The organism is Arthrobacter sp. SD1074B, assembly GCF_056780195.1.
On sequence record NZ_JBRAZT010000001.1, the window covers coordinates 2,524,526 to 2,540,484 of the forward strand.

At 69.5% G+C, this 15,959-nt stretch carries 15 protein-coding genes; 7 read left to right on the forward strand and 8 right to left on the reverse strand.

Annotated features, from left to right (window positions below; all coding sequences use genetic code 11):
* Positions 1-5 precede the first annotated feature (5 nt).
* Complete coding sequence (locus ACUYM2_RS11580) at positions 6-1,358, reverse strand: M20/M25/M40 family metallo-hydrolase (RefSeq protein ID WP_481600186.1); 1,353 nt, start codon at positions 1,356-1,358, stop codon at positions 6-8.
* A gap of 84 nt (positions 1,359-1,442) precedes the next feature.
* Here ACUYM2_RS11580 and ACUYM2_RS11585 point away from each other — a divergent pair, with 84 nt between their 5' ends.
* Positions 1,443-2,117 carry a DUF1684 domain-containing protein gene (locus ACUYM2_RS11585; RefSeq protein WP_481600187.1) on the forward strand — a complete coding sequence of 225 codons (675 nt, stop codon included), beginning with the start codon at positions 1,443-1,445 and terminating at the stop codon, positions 2,115-2,117.
* 4 nt (positions 2,118-2,121) lie between these two features.
* A complete protein-coding gene (locus ACUYM2_RS11590; protein WP_481600188.1) occupies positions 2,122-2,643 on the forward strand; it encodes a GtrA family protein in 522 nt (173 codons plus the stop codon).
* 18 nt (positions 2,644-2,661) lie between these two features.
* Here the strand turns inward: ACUYM2_RS11590 and ACUYM2_RS11595 are convergent, their stop codons facing one another.
* From ACUYM2_RS11595 to ACUYM2_RS11620, 6 genes are all read right to left on the reverse strand, one after another.
* Positions 2,662-3,813, reverse strand: a complete 1,152-nt coding sequence (locus ACUYM2_RS11595; RefSeq protein WP_481600189.1) for a cysteine desulfurase family protein — start codon at positions 3,811-3,813, stop codon at positions 2,662-2,664.
* Between the two features lie 8 nt (positions 3,814-3,821).
* Positions 3,822-4,754 carry a carboxylating nicotinate-nucleotide diphosphorylase gene (gene nadC, locus ACUYM2_RS11600; protein ID WP_481600190.1) on the reverse strand — a complete coding sequence of 311 codons (933 nt, stop codon included), beginning with the start codon at positions 4,752-4,754 and terminating at the stop codon, positions 3,822-3,824.
* Positions 4,751-6,586, reverse strand: coding sequence for an L-aspartate oxidase (locus ACUYM2_RS11605; RefSeq protein WP_481600191.1), 1,836 nt, complete (start codon positions 6,584-6,586; stop codon positions 4,751-4,753). The genes nadC and ACUYM2_RS11605 overlap by 4 nt, the downstream gene beginning before the upstream one ends.
* Positions 6,583-7,896, reverse strand: a complete 1,314-nt coding sequence (nadA, locus tag ACUYM2_RS11610) for a quinolinate synthase NadA (protein WP_481600192.1) — start codon at positions 7,894-7,896, stop codon at positions 6,583-6,585. The genes ACUYM2_RS11605 and nadA overlap by 4 nt, the downstream gene beginning before the upstream one ends.
* Entirely contained in the window at positions 7,893-8,609 is a 717-nt protein-coding gene (locus ACUYM2_RS11615; protein ID WP_481601478.1) for an NUDIX hydrolase, read from the reverse strand. Before ACUYM2_RS11615 ends, nadA begins: the two co-directional genes overlap by 4 nt.
* 170 nt (positions 8,610-8,779) lie before the next feature.
* Positions 8,780-9,253, reverse strand: coding sequence for an Lrp/AsnC family transcriptional regulator (locus ACUYM2_RS11620; RefSeq protein WP_481600193.1), 474 nt, complete (start codon positions 9,251-9,253; stop codon positions 8,780-8,782).
* 173 nt (positions 9,254-9,426) lie between these two features.
* On the opposite strand from ACUYM2_RS11620, the gene ACUYM2_RS11625 reads away from it, so the two are divergent.
* The 5 genes from ACUYM2_RS11625 (at position 9,427) to ACUYM2_RS11645 (ending at position 14,246) form a co-directional block, all read left to right on the forward strand.
* Positions 9,427-10,800: an amino acid permease gene (locus ACUYM2_RS11625; RefSeq protein ID WP_481600194.1), complete on the forward strand. Its 1,374-nt coding sequence runs from the start codon at positions 9,427-9,429 to the stop codon at positions 10,798-10,800.
* 218 nt (positions 10,801-11,018) lie between these two features.
* The gene (locus tag ACUYM2_RS11630; RefSeq protein ID WP_481600195.1) at positions 11,019-12,056 is read left to right on the forward strand and encodes a thiamine pyrophosphate-dependent enzyme; all 1,038 of its coding nucleotides are present in this window, start codon (positions 11,019-11,021) and stop codon (positions 12,054-12,056) included.
* A complete protein-coding gene (locus ACUYM2_RS11635; RefSeq protein ID WP_481600196.1) occupies positions 12,049-13,092 on the forward strand; it encodes an alpha-ketoacid dehydrogenase subunit beta in 1,044 nt (347 codons plus the stop codon). The genes ACUYM2_RS11630 and ACUYM2_RS11635 overlap by 8 nt, the downstream gene beginning before the upstream one ends.
* The gene (locus ACUYM2_RS11640) at positions 13,085-13,414 is read left to right on the forward strand and encodes a biotin/lipoyl-containing protein (RefSeq protein WP_481600197.1); all 330 of its coding nucleotides are present in this window, start codon (positions 13,085-13,087) and stop codon (positions 13,412-13,414) included. Before ACUYM2_RS11635 ends, ACUYM2_RS11640 begins: the two co-directional genes overlap by 8 nt.
* Positions 13,415-13,418: 4 nt before the next feature.
* A complete protein-coding gene (locus ACUYM2_RS11645) occupies positions 13,419-14,246 on the forward strand; it encodes an alpha/beta fold hydrolase (protein ID WP_481600198.1) in 828 nt (275 codons plus the stop codon).
* Between the two features lie 96 nt (positions 14,247-14,342).
* On the opposite strand, the gene ACUYM2_RS11650 is transcribed toward ACUYM2_RS11645, so the two are convergent.
* Positions 14,343-15,677, reverse strand: coding sequence for an MFS transporter (locus ACUYM2_RS11650; protein WP_481600199.1), 1,335 nt, complete (start codon positions 15,675-15,677; stop codon positions 14,343-14,345).
* Positions 15,678-15,959 lie beyond the last annotated feature (282 nt).

Sequence of the window (15,959 nt, forward strand, 5' to 3'; positions counted from 1 at the left end):
CCGGTTCAGAGCTTCCGGAGCAGCGTTTCGTAGAAGCGGACGCCGCGGCCCAGGGTCTCGAGTGAGATCTTTTCGTCGACGGCGTGGATGGACCCGCGGTCGGCCGCGTCCATGGCGAAGGGCGCGAACCGGTACACGGAGTCGCAGATCCCGGTGAAGCGGCGCGAATCCGTCCCGCCCATCATGATGTACGGCGTGATGATCGCCTCCGGGAAGGTCGCGGAGATGCAGTCCTCCAGCAACCGCCACTGCGGACCGTCGGAGGCGGATACCGGCGTGGGCTCGTTGCCCTCCACCACCCGCAGTTCCACCTTCGGATCCCGGATGACCTTCCGCAGCCGCTCCACGGTTCCGGCCACGGTGTCCCCGACGGCCACCCGGATGTTGGCGTTCGCCTTGGCCGTGGCGGCGAGCACGTTGGCGCCCGCGCTGCCCTCCAGGGTGGTGATGGCCACGGTAGTGCGGGTCATCGCGTTGGTTTCGTTCCCCAGCCGGCCGAAGAGCCACGTCATCGGGACCCTGAGCAGCGACAGGTTCGCGAAGGCCACACGCAGCGGGACCGGCGCGTGCGGTCCGAAGCGCCGGAGCATCTCCGCGGTCACTTCCGGGAGGCGCTGCGGGAAGGGATGTTGCTCGATCCGGGTGATCGCCCGCGCCAGCCGCGCCGTCGCTCCCATCCGGGGCGGCGTCGAGGCGTGTCCGCCGGGGTCCCGGGTCAGCAGCTCCACGTCCAGGATCCCCTTTTCGGCCACGCCGACGACGGCGGCCGGCCGGCTCACGCCGGGGAACGCCCCGCCGGCCACGGCACCGCCCTCGTCCAGCACGAGCCAGGGCCGCACTCCCCGGCCGGCCAGGAGTTCCACGGCCGCTGCGGCGCTGTCGCCGGCGGTCTCCTCGTTGTTGCCGAAGGAAAAGTAGACGTCGTGCGCCGGGGCGAAGCCCTCCTCCAGCAGCGCTTCCGCGGCCTCCAGGACGGCTACCAGCTGGCCCTTGTCGTCCAGCGTGCCGCGGCCCCAGAGGTAGGTTCCGTCGCTGTGGCCGGAGAACGGCGGATGGGTCCACGCCTGTTCATCCCCCGCCGGTACGACGTCGTAGTGGGCCATCAACACCACGGGGCGGCTTCCGGGTTTCCCCGAGGTGCCGGGCCAGCGGAACAGCAGGGCCGCCCCGTTGACCCGTTCCACCTCGAGGGCGGCGTGCACCGACGGGTAAAGCCGAGGCAGGGCCGCCAGGAAGGCCTCGAACTCGTCGGCGTCCACCTCGGCCGGAACCCGGGAGGAAACGGTACGGAACCGGATGAGTTCGGCCAGCGAGGCGGCGGCGCGGCCGGCGGACCCGGCGGGGGCGGTGGTGTGCATGCGCGAAGTCTACGGCCCGCCGGCGGCACTCCGTCCGCATGGCCCGCCGCATGTCCTGCTGCGAAACAAGGCTAGGCTGGTGGGATGGCGGAACAGCACTTTGATGCAGCGGAATCTGGCGGGCCGGACGGCGTGGCGCGGATGTCCGCCGTCGACATCGCAGACTGGCGGGTCCGGACCTTTGCGCTCTACGCCACTGTGCGGAAGATCGCCGCGGACAGCCCGGCCGAAGCACACTCCTACTGGCGGCAGGAACGGGACCGGATGTTCGGCACGCACCCCGCCTCTCCCCTGACAGACGAGGCCAAGGCACGTTTCGGCGGCCTTAAGACCGCGGACTACGACCCGATCTACCGCTTCCACGTGCCGATCACGAAGGAGGGCGCCGGACGGGAGATGAACGTCGAAACCGGAACCGACGGCGTCGTCCGCTTCGTCCGGCTGGGCACCTTCGACCTGCCGGAGATGGGCCAGCTGGCGGTCTGGAAGCTCAACGGCTACGGCGGAGGCATCTTCGTGCCGTTCCGGGACGCCACCGCGGGCCAGCCCGGAGGCAGCTACGGCGCCGGCCGCTACCTGCTGGACACCATCAAGGGCGCCTTCCACGGCGTCACCGGTTCCGGTCCCGACGCCGAGTTCGTGCTGGACTTCAACTTCGCCTACAACCCCTCCTGCGCGTACAACGAAGCGTGGGCCTGCCCCTTGGCCGGGCCCTCGAACCGGCTGGCCGTGGACATCCCGGTCGGCGAGCTGTACTAGCCGGATGGATTCGCAGCTACAACAGGCGCAGCCTGCCCGGCCCTTCCCGCCGGACACCACGGCAGCCGTCTCCTCGGCCATCTCCTCCACCGCACGGGCGCGCCGCTACCGGGGCGTGCTCCGGTATCCGGTGGCCCGGCAACTCCTGCGCTTCACCGGCGTCGGGGTGGTCTGCACCCTGACCTCGCTGGCGCTGTACGCCTTCCTGCGGCCGTGGATCGGACCGCAGCCGGCGAACGCGGCCGCGCTGATCATCACCTCGTTCATGAACACCGCGCTGAACCGTCGGTTGACGTTCAAGATCACCGAGCGACACCGGATGAAGCGCGACCATCTCAACGGCCTGATCGTCATCCTCGTCGCGCTGCTGATCACCGGCGGCAGCCTCGGCATCCTGCACTGGATCAACCCGGACGCGACCGTGGCCGACGAACTCTGGACCACCACGCTGTCCGGCTTCCTGGCCACCGCCGTCAGGTTCACCATGCTCCGGCACTGGATCTTCCGCCGCGCCCGGCACCGCTAGCCCTCAGCGGGCTGCCGCCTACCCGAGGGCGCGGATGCTGCCGACGGCGGCGCGCACCGCGGCCGCCGCTTCCTGCAGCTCGTCGGCCGTGATGGCGGAATCGAAGCTGAAGCGCACGGCCGTCTGGGCCACTTCGGCGCTGATCCCCATCGCCAGCAGCACGGGCGACGGCTCGTCCGAGCCCGCGGCACACGCCGAGCCGCTGGAGCAGATGACGCCCAGCCGCTCAAGCTCCAGCAGCACGGACTCTCCGCTGGTTCCCGGGAAGCAGAACGACGCCACCGAGGGCAGCCGCTCGACCGGATGGCCGGTGAGCACAGCGCCGGGCACCGCGGCCAGGACCGCGCCGATGAAGTCATCCCGCAGTGTGGCCACCCGCGCGGCGGATTCCGGCTGCAATGGCCCGGCGAAGCCCAGCGCGGTCGCGAGCGCCACGGCCCCGGCCACGTTCTCGGTGCCCGAACGGCGCCCGCGTTCCTGCCCGCCGCCGTGGAGCAACGGTTCCAGCCTGGTCCGGCTGCGCACGAACAACGCCCCGCAACCTTTCGGGGCGCCCAGCTTGTGGCCGGAAATGCTTAAGGCATCCACGCCCAGGCCACGCGTGTCGAGCGGCAGCCAGCCCGCGGCCTGCACGGCATCGCTGTGCAGCGGGACGCCGCGCGTGCGGGCCATGGCCGACAGCCGGGCCACCGGCTGGATGGTCCCGACCTCGTTGTTGGCATACATCACGCTGGCTAGCGCGGTTTCGGGCCGGAGCACGGCCGCGAGCGCCTCCTCGGTCACCCGCCCGTAGCGGTCCACGTCAATCACGTCGACGGCGAAGCCATGGACGCGTTCGAGGTACCGGGCCGATTCCTCCACCGCCGGGTGTTCGACGGCGCTGATCGCCACCCGGTCCAGGCGCGGGTCAGCGGCGCGCCGGGCCAGGGCGATGCCCTTGACGGCGAGGTTGTCCGCTTCCGTGCCGCCGGAGGTGAACACAACCTCGCCCGGCCGGCAGCCCAGGGCTTGCGCGGTGGTCTCCCTGGCGCCCGCGAGCGCGGCGGCAGCGGCGTCGCCGAGCGAGTGGTGGCTCGAGGGGTTGCCAAAGTCCCCGCTGAGGTACGGCCACATGGCCTCAAGCACCTCGCGGCGGACCGGCGTGGTGGCGGCAGCGTCCAGGAAGATCACGGCGTGCCTCAGCCGGCCCGTTCCAGTTCGACGTCGAGCTCGACGTCGAGGCCGAGGTCCAGGGCGGTGACGCTGTGGGTGAGGGCCCCGATCGAGATGACATCCACGCCGGTGGCGGCAATGCCGGCCACGGTGGCGAGGCTGACGTTGCCACTGGCCTCGACGCGGGCCCGTCCGGCGATGAGGTCGACGCCGTCGGCGAGTTCGATCAGCGAGAAGTTGTCCAGCATGATGGTGTCCACGCCCGCGGCCAGCACGGGCTCAATCTGCTCCATCCTGTCCACCTCCACCTCGAAATGCGTGGTGTGCCCCAGCCGTGCCCGGGCGTCGCGCAGCACGGCGGTGAGCTTCGCCGGGTCTCCCCCGGTCAGGACGGCCAGGTGGTTGTCCTTGGCCAGGACCGCGTCGGAGAGGCTGAAACGGTGGTTTGTTCCTCCGCCGCAGCGCACCGCGTAGCGCTCCAGCACCCGCAGGCCGGGCGTGGTCTTCCGGGTGTCGGTGATCCGCGCCCGCGTGCCGGCCACCAGCGCCACGAATTCCGCGGTCCGGGTGGCGATCGCGCTCATCCGCTGCACGAGGTTCAGGGCCACCCGTTCCGCCAGCAGTACGGCCCGGGCGTTGCCGGTGACCCGGGCCAGGACGGTGCCGGCGTCGAAGGCCTCGCCGTCGGCCACGAGCAGTTCAACGACGGCGGCCGGGTCCGCCAGCTTCATGGCCGCGGCGAACAACTCCCCGCCGCTGAACACGCCGGGCACCCGGGCGGCCAGCACCGCCGTGGCGCGGGCCCCGGCCGGGATCAGGGCCTGCGAGGTAATGTCGCCGTAAGGTGCGTCCTCCGCCAGGGCGGCGCGCAGCACGGCGTCGACGGCGGACCCCGGAAGGGTGCCGGCGAGGGCGGCCACCGGGACGGTGGCGGGGCGGGCGGCGGCGCGTGCTGTCATGACGGGATCCTTTGTTTCGGGCGGGATACGGCGGCGTACCGGTGGCCGTGCGGTGCGGCCGGCAGGGCGGACCGGGGCGGGGCCGCGAGCACCGCAGGCAGTGCGGGGGCGACAGCGTCAGCGGCAGCATCGGCCGCATCGGCCGCATCGGCACGGAAGTGGGCGCCCACCGATCCCGTCCTGGCCCGCGCGGCCTGCACCAGCAGGCGGGCGGCCAGCAACAGGTTCCGGTCCTCGTGCTCGGACTGATCCGGGCTGGCGTCCGGCACACTCTCGGGCCGGACAGCGCCGGCCCACGCAGCCAGCTGGGCAGTTGCAGCGTCAAGGTCTGCCCCCGAGCGAAGCACCCCGGCAGCCCGAGTCATCAACCGCCCCAGGGCCTCCCGCGAAAACGGCCCCGGACCAGGCCCGGAATCCACTAGCCCATCGGGCAAGGTGGCCGGTGGTGTTACGTCCCCAGCCGTGTCGCGCGAGGGTACTGCGGAAGCGTGCGTCAAAGGGAGGCCGCCCGCGGCCGAGCTAGCACGCGGAGCAGTGCCGTCGTGCGACTGCCGGGCATCCAGGAAGTCCTCAACCGCCCGTCGTCCGAACACCAGCCCCTCCAAGAGCGAGTTGCTGGCCAATCGGTTGGCGCCCTGCGCGCCGGTGCACGCGGTCTCGCCGGCGGCGTAGAGCCCCGGCACCGAGGTGCGCCCGCACAGGTCCGTCGCGACCCCGCCCATCCAGTAATGCGCGGCCGGGGACACGGGCAGCGGTTCGGCGGTCCAGTCGTAACCGGCGGCGCGGGTGGCCGCGGTGATAGTGGGGAACCGCCGGGCGAGGAAACCGCGGCCGCGGCTGGCTTCAATGCCCCGGGCATCCAGGTACACCGGGCTGTCCGCCGGCAGCCCGGTGGCCGCCAGGTGCAGTGCGATGCTGCGGGAGACGACGTCACGCGGGGCCAGCTCGGCGTCCGGGTGGAAGTCGGGCATAAAGCGGTAGCCGGCGGCGTCGAGCAGGAGCGCGCCCTCGCCGCGCACCGCTTCGGAGATCAGCAGCGCGGGCGGCCCGCCGGGCACCTCGGCTGCGGCCAGCGTGGTCGGGTGGAACTGGAAGAACTCCAGGTCGCGGACGGCGGCACCCGCGCGCCAGGCGAGGGCGAGGCCGTCGGCGGTGGCTACCCTTGGATTGCTGGTGCGGGTGAACAGCCGTCCTGCGCCACCGGTGGCGAGCAGCACGGCGTCGGCGTCGAGCCGCTTCAGCTCCCCGCCGGCCAGATAGGCGACACCGGTGACGGCTCCCGGAGCGGTGCCGGTCGCCGGATCGCCGCCGCCGGCCAGCAGTTCGGTGACGAAGGCGCCGGACTCCACCCGGAGCCGGCCCTGGACGGCACGGTCGAGCACCGCGGCCACGAGGGCGCGGGCAATGCGGGCGCCGGTCGCGTCCCCGCCGGCGTGCAGGATGCGGGCGGCCGAGTGCGCGGCTTCGAGTCCCAGGGACGGGCCGCCGTCGGCGCGGACGTCGAAGTCCACGCCGAAGCGGCGCAGCCCCGCTATGTCCCGGACGGCTTCCGTGCACAGGATCCGCACGGCGTCGGGATCATTCAGTCCGGCCCCGGCGGCGAGGGTATCGGTGATGTGCGCCGCCACTGAATCTCCCGGAGCGGCCTCCCCCGGCGCCAGCACAGCGGAGACGCCGCCCTGGGCATAGAAGGTGTTGCTCTCCTCGAGCGCTCCCTTGGTCAGGAGCACCACCTCGGCGGCCGGCGCACCGGACGAGCCTGCATCTGCGGCGAGCAGCGCCGCATATAGCCCGGCGATGCCGCTGCCGACGACGACGAGACGCCTGGTCACGGCCGGGCCGCCAGCATGCGTTCCAGGGCCACGCGGGCGGGGGCGGCGACCTCGTGCGGCACCGTGATGCGGTTAACCACCTCGCCGCGGACCAGGGATTCGAGCACCCAGGCCAGATAGCCGGGGTGGATGCGGTACATCGTGGAGCAGGGGCAGATCACCGGGTCCAGGCAGAAGATGGTGTGCTGTGGGTGTTCGGCGGCCAGCCGGTTGACCAGGTTGATCTCGGTGCCCACCGCAAAGACGGTGGGCTCGGTGGCGGCGGCAATGGCCTTGCGGATGAAGTCGGTGGAACCGGCGGCGTCCGCGGCGTCGACCACCTCCATGGGGCACTCCGGGTGCACGATGACCTGAACGCCCGGGAAGTCTGCGCGGGCCTTCTCGATCTGGGCCACGTTGAAGCGCTTGTGGACCGAGCAGAAGCCGTGCCACAGGATCACGCGGGAGTCCTGCAGCGCCTGCTCGTCGTTGCCGCCGAGTTCCTTGCGCGGATTCCACATCGGCATTTGTTCCAGCGGCACCCCCATGGCTTTGGCGGTGTTTCGGCCCAGGTGCTGGTCCGGGAAGAACAGCACGCGCTGGCCGCGCTCGAAGGCCCATTCCAGCACCGTGGCGGCGTTCGAGGAGGTGCAGACGATGCCGCCGTGCTCACCGCAGAAGCCCTTAAGCGCTGCGGAGGAATTCATGTAGGTGACGGGGATGACCGGTACCCGGCCCTCGGCGTCGGGTTCGGTGCCGAACAGCTCTTCCAGCTGTTCCCAGCACTCGGTGACCGAGTCGATGTCCGCCATGTCCGCCATCGAACAGCCCGCGGCGAGGTTGGGCAGGATCACGGCCTGCTGCGGCCCGGACAGGATGTCCGCCGTTTCGGCCATGAAGTGCACGCCGCAGAAGATGATCGTCTCGGCGTCCGGCCGGGTCAGCGCCGCGTTGGCGAGCTGAAAGGAGTCGCCTACGAAGTCGGCGTATTCGACCACCTCGTCACGCTGGTAGAAGTGGCCCAGGATGACCGCCCGGTCCCCCAGCGCGGCCTTGGCGGCGCGGATCCGGGAGTCCAGTTCGGCGTCGCCGGCCAGGCGGTACTCCTCCGGCAACTGGCCCTGCCGCGGGGTGGACCGGGGGGCGACGTCGGCCGCGGACGCGCCGGGGCCGTACGCCGGCATGCCGGTGCGGGCCTCGGCGAGGTCGAAGTCCCAGGGGCCGCGCGCCAGTGCCGGGCTGCAGGTGGCCCCCGCCGTTGCACCGGCCGTGGCGCCGCCGGTGGCCTGTTCGCGCGTGATCAGCTGGATCGCCGTGTTGACGCTGCTCATGGTGTGCTCCTGTTGTCTGGATCGAGGCCGGGGCGGCCGGTAAAGCGGTAGAGGCGGGGCGGGCGGTGCTTGCCGCCCTGCAGGTATTCGTCGGTTTCTTCGATTTCCGGAGCGGCCTTGATCTGGCGCCGGAAGTTGGCCGGGTCCAGCTCGCGGTCCAGGACTGCCTCGTAGACCTCCCGGACCTGCGCAAGGGTGAAGTACTCGCCGAGCAGGTGGTAGGCGATCGAGCCGTAGGCCATCTTGTTCCGCAGCCGCCAGAGCGCGTAGTCGATGATCGTGTTGTGGTCGAACGCCAGCTCGCCCAGCCGGTCGGCCCGGAACCAGCGGACGTTTTCGGATTCGTCCGCGAGTGCGGCCTCGGTGGGCTGGACCAGTGCCCAGTAGACGATCGACACCACACGCTGGGTGGGCGAACGGTGCAGGCCGCCGAAGGCGTAGAGCTGCTCGAGGTAGCTCGGCGCCAGGCCGGTGGTCTCGCGCAGGTTCCGGGAGGCGGCGTCCTGCAGTGACTCGTTGTGCGTCAGCGGGCCGCCCGGCAGTGCCCAGAGGCCCTTGAAGGGCTCCCGGATCCGGCGCACCAGCGGGATCCAAAGCGTGGGCCGGCCGGAGCGTTCACTCGGCCGGAGGGCGAAGATCACCGTGGAAATGGCCAGCGACGGCGGCGCCAGCTGGCGCTCCGAGACGTTGGCTGGAGAAGTGTAAACGGTGATCGACCCCCGCTAGCCTTCGGCCCGGGCCGGTCCTGTGGGGACCGCCCGGACGGTTCCGGCCCTACCGCCGGAGTAGTTATAGTCAAGTTGACTAGAACTAATTCTACGACGGCGGCGGTCCCGCGCAAAATGTTGCTGCGCCCAGCCGGGCCGCGCGGGCTGGTTCGGGCCTACTGGCCGTGCGCGGCGGCTTCCAGCAGCGGCAGGGTCCGGCCCTCGAAGTGGGTGTTGAGCACGATCACCGAGGAAGAGCGCAGCACGGTCCGGGTGGCGATCATCGCGTCCAGCACCCGCTGCAGGTCGGAGTTGGAACGGGCCGCGATCCGGGCCATCAGGTCCGAGCCGCCGGACACGGTGTGGATCTCGATCAGTTCGGGGATGCGCGCCAGGGCCTCCACGACGGCGTCGTGCCCCAGGTCCTGGTTAATGGTCAACGAGCAGAAGGCGACCACCGGATAGCCGAAGCGGGCAGGGTCCGGCTGCGGCACCCAGGAACCGATGACGCCGCTGTCCTGCATCCGGTCCAGCCGGGACTGGACGGTGGCGCGGGCAACCTTCAGCACCCGGGACGCCTCCAGCACGGAGGCCCGCGGCGAGTCCGTGAAGAATCGGACAATTTTTGCATCCAGCGGATCGACGCTCACTTCAGTTTCCTCCTCCGGAGGGATCGCACAGCACAAATCGCCAGGATCGGGGCCGTTCCTTCGACAAACTGCATCCATGCTCTCACGCCGGGCGGACCAGAGGGCCCTTCCGGGACGGTAAATTCGTATGGTCCCAAAAGGACGCCTCCACCACCGTAAGAAGGTTCGCCAGCATGACAACGAAGTCCACCGCGGAGCGCCCGGCCCAGAAACTTGGCCACAGCATGCTGCCCCGCCAGCTCACCATGATGGGACTCGGCAGCGCCATCGGCGCCGGCCTGTTCCTCGGATCCGGGGCCGGTATCCAGGCCGCCGGCCCGGCCGTCCTGATCTCCTACCTGGTCGCGGGCACCCTGATCATCATCGTCATGTGGGCCCTCGGCGAGATGGCCGCCGCCAACCCGAACAGCGGCGCGTTCTCCGTCTACGCCGCAAAGGCCATGGGGAAGACCGCCGGGGCCACGGTTGGCTGGCTCTGGTGGCTGCAGCTCGTCGTCGTCATCGCCGCGGAGGCCCTTGGCGCGGCCGGGCTGCTCTTCACGGTCTGGCCGGCGGTCCCGGTCTGGGGGCTTGCACTGATCTTCATGGCGGTCTTTACGGCCATCAACCTCGCCGGGGTGAAGAACTTCGGCGAGTTCGAATTCTGGTTCGCGATCCTCAAGGTGGCCGCCATCCTGCTGTTCCTGGCCATCGGCGCCGCGCTGCTGTTCGGCTGGCTGCCGGAGGTCCCCAGCCCGGGGCTGAGCAACATCACGTCCAACTTTGCCCCGGCGGGCCTGGGCGGCATCGCCACGGCACTCTTTGTGGTGATCTTCGCCTTCGGCGGCACCGAAATCGTCAGCGTCGCCGCGGCCGAGACCGAGAACCCCGAGCGCAGCGTCGGCCACGCCATCCGCACCGTGGTCTGGCGCATCCTGGTCTTCTACATCGGCTCCGTCTTCGTCATCGCCGCCGTGCTGCCGTCGACGTCGGCAGCGCTCAAGTCCCCGTTCGCGGGCGTCCTGGATCTGGCCCGCATCCCCGGCGCCGGCGCAGCAATCACCCTGGTCGCCGTCGTTGCCCTGCTCTCGGCCCTCAACGCGAACCTGTACGGTGCGTCCCGGATGGCCTACTCGCTCTCCGAGCGCGGCGAAGCCCCGCGCCTCCTCTCGCGGCTCAACAAGGCCCGGGTTCCGGTGATTGCGGTCAGCATCTCGGTGGCTTTCGGCTTCCTGGCGGCCGTGCTCGAGCTGCTCTTCCCGGAACAGATCCTGCCGGCATTGTTCCAGCTGGTGGGCTCCACCTGCCTCGTGGTCTGGGGCTCGGCCCTGGTATCGCAGCTGATCCTGCGGCGCCGCGCCGACCGTGCGGGCACCGAGCTGCCACTGCGGATGAAGGGCTTCCCGGGGATCACCATTTTCGGCCTGGTACTCCTGGCCCTGATCTTTGCCGTCGGCTTCAGCAGTCCGGACAGCAGCCGGCAGCTCTTCAGCACGATGGCGCTGATCGCCGGCATCGCCGCGGCCTGCTGGATCGGCGCCCGGCTCAGCCGCCGCCGCACCCGGTAACCCAGCCCGACCCGGCCAGCGCACCGCGGACCCAACTGGCTCGCAGTTGTTGCCGTTTTGAGCCCGCAAAACGACAACAACTGCCAGTCGGTTGGGCGTGGCGGCGTGGTGTACAAATTGCCAAGTGCTGCCCCGATGAAAGCGGTAGCTTTGTGCAGACTGGTCAGCGTTTCCTGAGCTGATTGCCCAGCGCCTGCCGCGTGACTAGGGTCACAGGCATGGACACACTCCCCCTTGCGGTGACCGGTGACGACGCCGGACCGCTCACCGACGCCCAGTTGCGCGAGCTGTACTCGCTGATGGTCGCCGTCCGGCACCTCGATACCTCCGCGATCGCGTGGCAGCGGCAGGGCATCATCCCCGGCTACGCCCCGGAATTCGGCCAGGAGGCGGCCCAGGTGGGCAGCGGCTACGCCGTGGACACCAGCCGCGACTTCGTCTTTCCCACCTACCGCGAGATGGGCGTCGCCCGGACCATGGGCGTGGACATGGTGGGCTACATGTCCACCCACAAGGCCACCTGGCACGGCGGCCTTTACAACCCGGCGGAGTCCCGGCTCGCCCCGATCCAGGCCGTCGTGGCCGGGTCCGTGCTGCATGCCGTCGGTTGGGCCCACGGCCAGACGCTGGATAAGACGGACGGTGTCGCGCTGACGTACTTCGGCGACGGCGCCTCTTCACAGGGCGACGTCCACGAGGCGATGAACTTCGCGGCCGTGATGAAGGCCCCCGTGGTCTTCTTCGTCCAGAACAACGGCTGGGCCATTTCCGTGCCCACCGAACGCCAGGTCGCCGGCGGTTCGGTCGCGGCCCGCGCCGCCGGCTACGGCATGCCGGCACTGCAGATCGACGGCAACGACGTCGTCGCCGTCGTCGAGGCGACGCGCCGCGCCTTCGCGCACGCCCGAGGCGGCAACGGCCCCGTGCTGGTCGAGGCCATGACCTACCGCCGCGGGCCGCACTCGACCTCCGACGACCCGGGGCGCTACCGCTCCCTCGACGAGGAGCGCGACGGCGCCGGCGAGGATCCGGTTGAGCGCCTCAAGCAGCGGCTGCTTGCGGACGGGATCGCGGACGAGGCATTCTTCGCCGACGCGCTGGCCGCGGCCCGCGCCGAGGAGGAACAGATCCGCGCCGGCATCCAGGCCCTCGGCCCGCGGCCCGGAACCGAAATGTTTGACCTGGTCTTCCAGGAAACCACCACGGCCCTGCAGGCCCAGGCCGCCAACTGGCGCGAGGAGTCCGAACATGTCTAACTCGATTCTCGAAGGCGCAACTGCCGCAGTACCGCCCGCCGCCAGCACCGTGATGTCCATGCAGCAGGCGCTCAACCGCGCCCTCGACGAGGTGCTCGCGGACAACCCCAAGGCAGTGATCTTCGGCGAAGACTGCGGCCGGCTCGGCGGTGTCTTCCGGATCACCGACGGGCTGCAGGCCAAGCACGGCGCGCAGCGGGTCTTCGACACCCCGCTGGCGGAGTCCGGCATCCTCGGCATGTCCGTGGGCCTGGCGATGGCCGGGTTCCACCCCATTCCCGAGGTCCAGTTCGATGGTTTCGCCTACCCGGCGATTAACCAGATCGTCTGCCAGATCGCCCGGATGAACTACCGCAGCCGCGGCACCCTGCCGATGCCGATCACCCTGCGCGTGCCCAGCTTCGGCGGCATCCGCGCCCCCGAACACCACGGCGAAAGCCTGGAGGCGCTCTTCGCCCACGTGCCAGGACTCAAGGTGGTCTCGCCGTCGAACCCGCACGAGGCCTACCACCTGCTCAAGTACGCCGCCACGCGGCCGGACCCGGTGATCTTTATGGAACCGAAGTCCCGCTACTGGCAAAAGGGCGAGGTGGACCTGGCCGCCCCCGATGGTGACGGCGGTGCGCCCGACGGCGCCAAGGTGATGCGCGAGGGCCGGCACCTCACGCTTGTGGCCTGGGGCGCCATGGTGTCCCGCTGCCTGCAGGTGGCCGAGCTCGCCGCCGAGGACGGGATCGAGATCGAGGTCCTGGACCTGCGCTGGCTCAAGCCGATCGACACCGCGGCGCTGGCCGCCTCGGTGCGCAAGACGCGCCGCGCCGTCGTCGTCCATGAGGCGCCGCTGACCTCCGGCCTGGGCGCGGAGGTGGCGCAACTGATCACGCAGAGCTGCTTCGACACGCTCAAGGCCCCGGTGGAGCGTGTGACCGGTTTCGACGTCCCGTACCCCTCCGGCGACCTCGAAGATGAATACATCCCGAACATTGACCGGATCCTCTTCGGCATCCAGCGAGTATTGGAGTACAAACGTGGCTGAACTTTCCTTCCCGCTGCCGGACCTTGGCGAGGGCCTGATCGAGGCGACCGTGCTGGAATGGCTGGTCGCGCCGGGCGACCAGGTGGAGCGGAACCAGCCGCTCGTGGAGGTCGAGACCACCAAGTCGGCCGTCGAATTGCCCAGCCCGCAGGCAGGTAAGGTAGTGCGTATCCACGGCGGGCCCGGCGACAAGATCAACGTCGGCGAGCCCCTGATCGTGTTCGAGGTGCCGGACAACACCGCCGGCATCGTGGGCACGGTCCCGAAGGAAGAGGCACCGAAGCGCCGGGTCCGCCTGAGCGCCGTACTTGATGAGGACTGACACCATGAGCGGCAGGCACACCGGCGAACAGCATTCCCACACGGTCGAGGGCACCGACCCGCAGCTTTACGTCGGGGTGCATGATCCCAAGCACGACGCCGGGCTGCGTCCGGTCCTGCTGCTGCACGGCTTTTCCTCCTCCTCCAAGCTCAACTGGGAGGACACCGGCTGGATCGCCGCCCTCACCGACGCCGGCCGCCGCGTCATCACCGTGGACCTGCCCGGCCACGGCCGCAGCGGCGCCCCCGAGGACCGGGACTCCTACTCCCCGAGCCGGATCCGGGCGGATCTCCTGCAGATCGCCTTCGACGCCGGCGCCCGCCCCCTGCGCGACGGTGACCCGGCCAGCGGCCTGGACGTCATCGGCTACTCGCTGGGGTCCCGGCTGGCCTGGGAATTCGGCGCCACGCAGCACGAACTGGTCCACCGGCTGGTCCTGGGCGGACCCAACGTCGCGGACCCACTGGCGGAGTTCGACCTGGTCGCCGCGCAGCGCTACCTGGCCGACGGCACGCCCATTGCGGACGCTTCAACGGCCGGGCTGCTGAAGATGGCGCAGCTGCTTCCCAGCAACAACATCTTCGCCCTGCTGTCACTGATCGAGGCGGTCAAGGACGAGCCGTTCGATCCCGCCGAGGCCGTCCCGCAGATGCCGGTGCTGCTCGTTGCCGGGGAAAAGGACGATCGGGCCGCCTCCATGCCCGAACTCGCAGCCCTGGGCGCCAAGGCCGGGGCGATGGTGGAACAGCTCATCCTGCCGGCCCGGAACCACACGAATGCCGTCACCAGCCGGGCTTTCAAGCAGGGCGCCATCAGCTTCCTGGGCGTCTAAGCGGCGGGGCTGCCGCAAACACTGGACCACACAAAAGAGGCACGGACCGCGGTCCGTGCCTCTTTTGTGTGATGCCTTTCCTACCGGACCTGCCGCCTAGTGGTGGCGGCTGACGCCCAGCGCGCGGCCGCGGGTTTCCTTGGCCAGGATGACACCGACGGCGGAGATTACACAGAGGATCATGATGTAGATGCCGATGGAACCGGTCCACTTGGTGCTCTGCAGCAGGGCCTCAGCGATGGTCGCCGCGAAGGCGCCGCCGAGGATGGCGCCGAAGGCGTAGCCGATGGAGATGCCCGAGTAGCGGACGTTCGCCGGGAACATTTCGGCGTACATCGCGGACATCGGACCGTAGGACAGGCCCAGGCCGATGGTCAGGACAAACAGCGCCACGCCGTAGAGCACGATGTTCTTGGTGTCGATCAGGGCGAACATCGGGATCATCCACGCGAACACGATCCCGTAGCCGATCAGGAAGGTCTTGACCCGGCCGATCTTGTCAGAGAGCCAGCCGCCCACGAGGGTGAAGATGAGCCAGCCGAAGGATGCCAGCGTGGTGGCCAGCAGGATCTGCGGGGTGGGCATCTTCAGCGATTTGGTGGCGTAGGAGATGAAGAAGGCGATCAGCAGGTAGCCGGCAGCGTTATTGCCGATGAAGATCATCGTGGAGTAAAGGACGGCCTTCTTGTGCTTGCGGACCAGCTCGCCCAGGGGCGCCCTGCTTTCTTCCTTGCGCTCCTGCATCTCTTGGAAAACCGGGCTCTCGGCCACGGCGCGGCGAATCAGGTACCCGACCACGATCAGCACGATCGAAAGCAGGAACGGCACCCGCCAGCCCCAGGCGGCGAAGTCGTCCTTGGACATGGACGTGTTGAGGAAGTACAGCAGGCCGGTGGCGAGGATCATGCCCACCGGAACGCCGATCTGCGGGTAGGCGCCGAACAGGCCGCGCTTGCTCATCGGAGCGTGCTCCACGGCCATCAGGGCTGCGCCGCCCCATTCACCGCCGGCCGAGAAGCCTTGGATCACGCGCAGCGTGATGAGCAGGATCGGGGCCCACACGCCGATCTGGGCGTAGGTCGGAAGCATGCCGATCAGGGCCGTCGCCGCACCCATCATCACGAGCGTGAAGACCAGCATGGCCTTGCGGCCGAGGCGGTCGCCGAGGTGGCCGGCGATGACGGCGCCGAGCGGGCGGAAGAGGAAGCTGATGCCAATCAGGGCGAAGGACAGAATCTGCGCCAGGCCCGGGTTGGAGGCGTTCAGGGGTGCGAGGAAGAGTGGGGACAGCAGCGTTGCTGTCAGCTGGGCGAAGATGAAGAAGTCGTACCACTCGATGGTGGTACCGACCAGCGTCCCGGCGAGGACCTTGCGTTCCTCATGCTTGCTGCTGGGGCCCGTCTCTGAATCGACGGTTGAAGTTGCGGTCATTGGAACTCCGTTGCTGGGGGCAGAGGTACTGCCCGGGTGGGTGCGAAGTGAATAACTAAATGCCTCATGAATTACTGATCGAACGGTCAGTTAGTAACTGTGATCTTACTACGAAAATTGTGATAAGGCACACACGCTTCGCCTGGATGTTGCAGGGATGTGTCCGGAGCGGTCGCCCACACCCGGGAACGCCGGGTCCTTGCTGGCTCTATTATTGAGTTCTATAATCGAACACACCGTTCTTATATAGAACGCTGTGCCAGAACGCTACTGCACTGTGAG

Coding starts and splice junctions, on each gene's coding strand:
- ACUYM2_RS11580 (WP_481600186.1), bottom strand. CDS start 1,358: ATGCACACCACCGCCCCCGCCGGGTCCGCCGGCCGCGCCGCCGCCTCG.
- ACUYM2_RS11585 (WP_481600187.1), top strand. CDS start 1,443: ATGGCGGAACAGCACTTTGATGCAGCGGAATCTGGCGGGCCGGACGGC.
- ACUYM2_RS11590 (WP_481600188.1), top strand. CDS start 2,122: ATGGATTCGCAGCTACAACAGGCGCAGCCTGCCCGGCCCTTCCCGCCG.
- nadC (WP_481600190.1), bottom strand. CDS start 4,754: ATGACAGCACGCGCCGCCGCCCGCCCCGCCACCGTCCCGGTGGCCGCC.
- nadA (WP_481600192.1), bottom strand. CDS start 7,896: ATGAGCAGCGTCAACACGGCGATCCAGCTGATCACGCGCGAACAGGCC.
- ACUYM2_RS11625 (WP_481600194.1), top strand. CDS start 9,427: ATGACAACGAAGTCCACCGCGGAGCGCCCGGCCCAGAAACTTGGCCAC.
- ACUYM2_RS11630 (WP_481600195.1), top strand. CDS start 11,019: ATGGACACACTCCCCCTTGCGGTGACCGGTGACGACGCCGGACCGCTC.
- ACUYM2_RS11635 (WP_481600196.1), top strand. CDS start 12,049: ATGTCTAACTCGATTCTCGAAGGCGCAACTGCCGCAGTACCGCCCGCC.
- ACUYM2_RS11645 (WP_481600198.1), top strand. CDS start 13,419: ATGAGCGGCAGGCACACCGGCGAACAGCATTCCCACACGGTCGAGGGC.
- ACUYM2_RS11650 (WP_481600199.1), bottom strand. CDS start 15,677: ATGACCGCAACTTCAACCGTCGATTCAGAGACGGGCCCCAGCAGCAAG.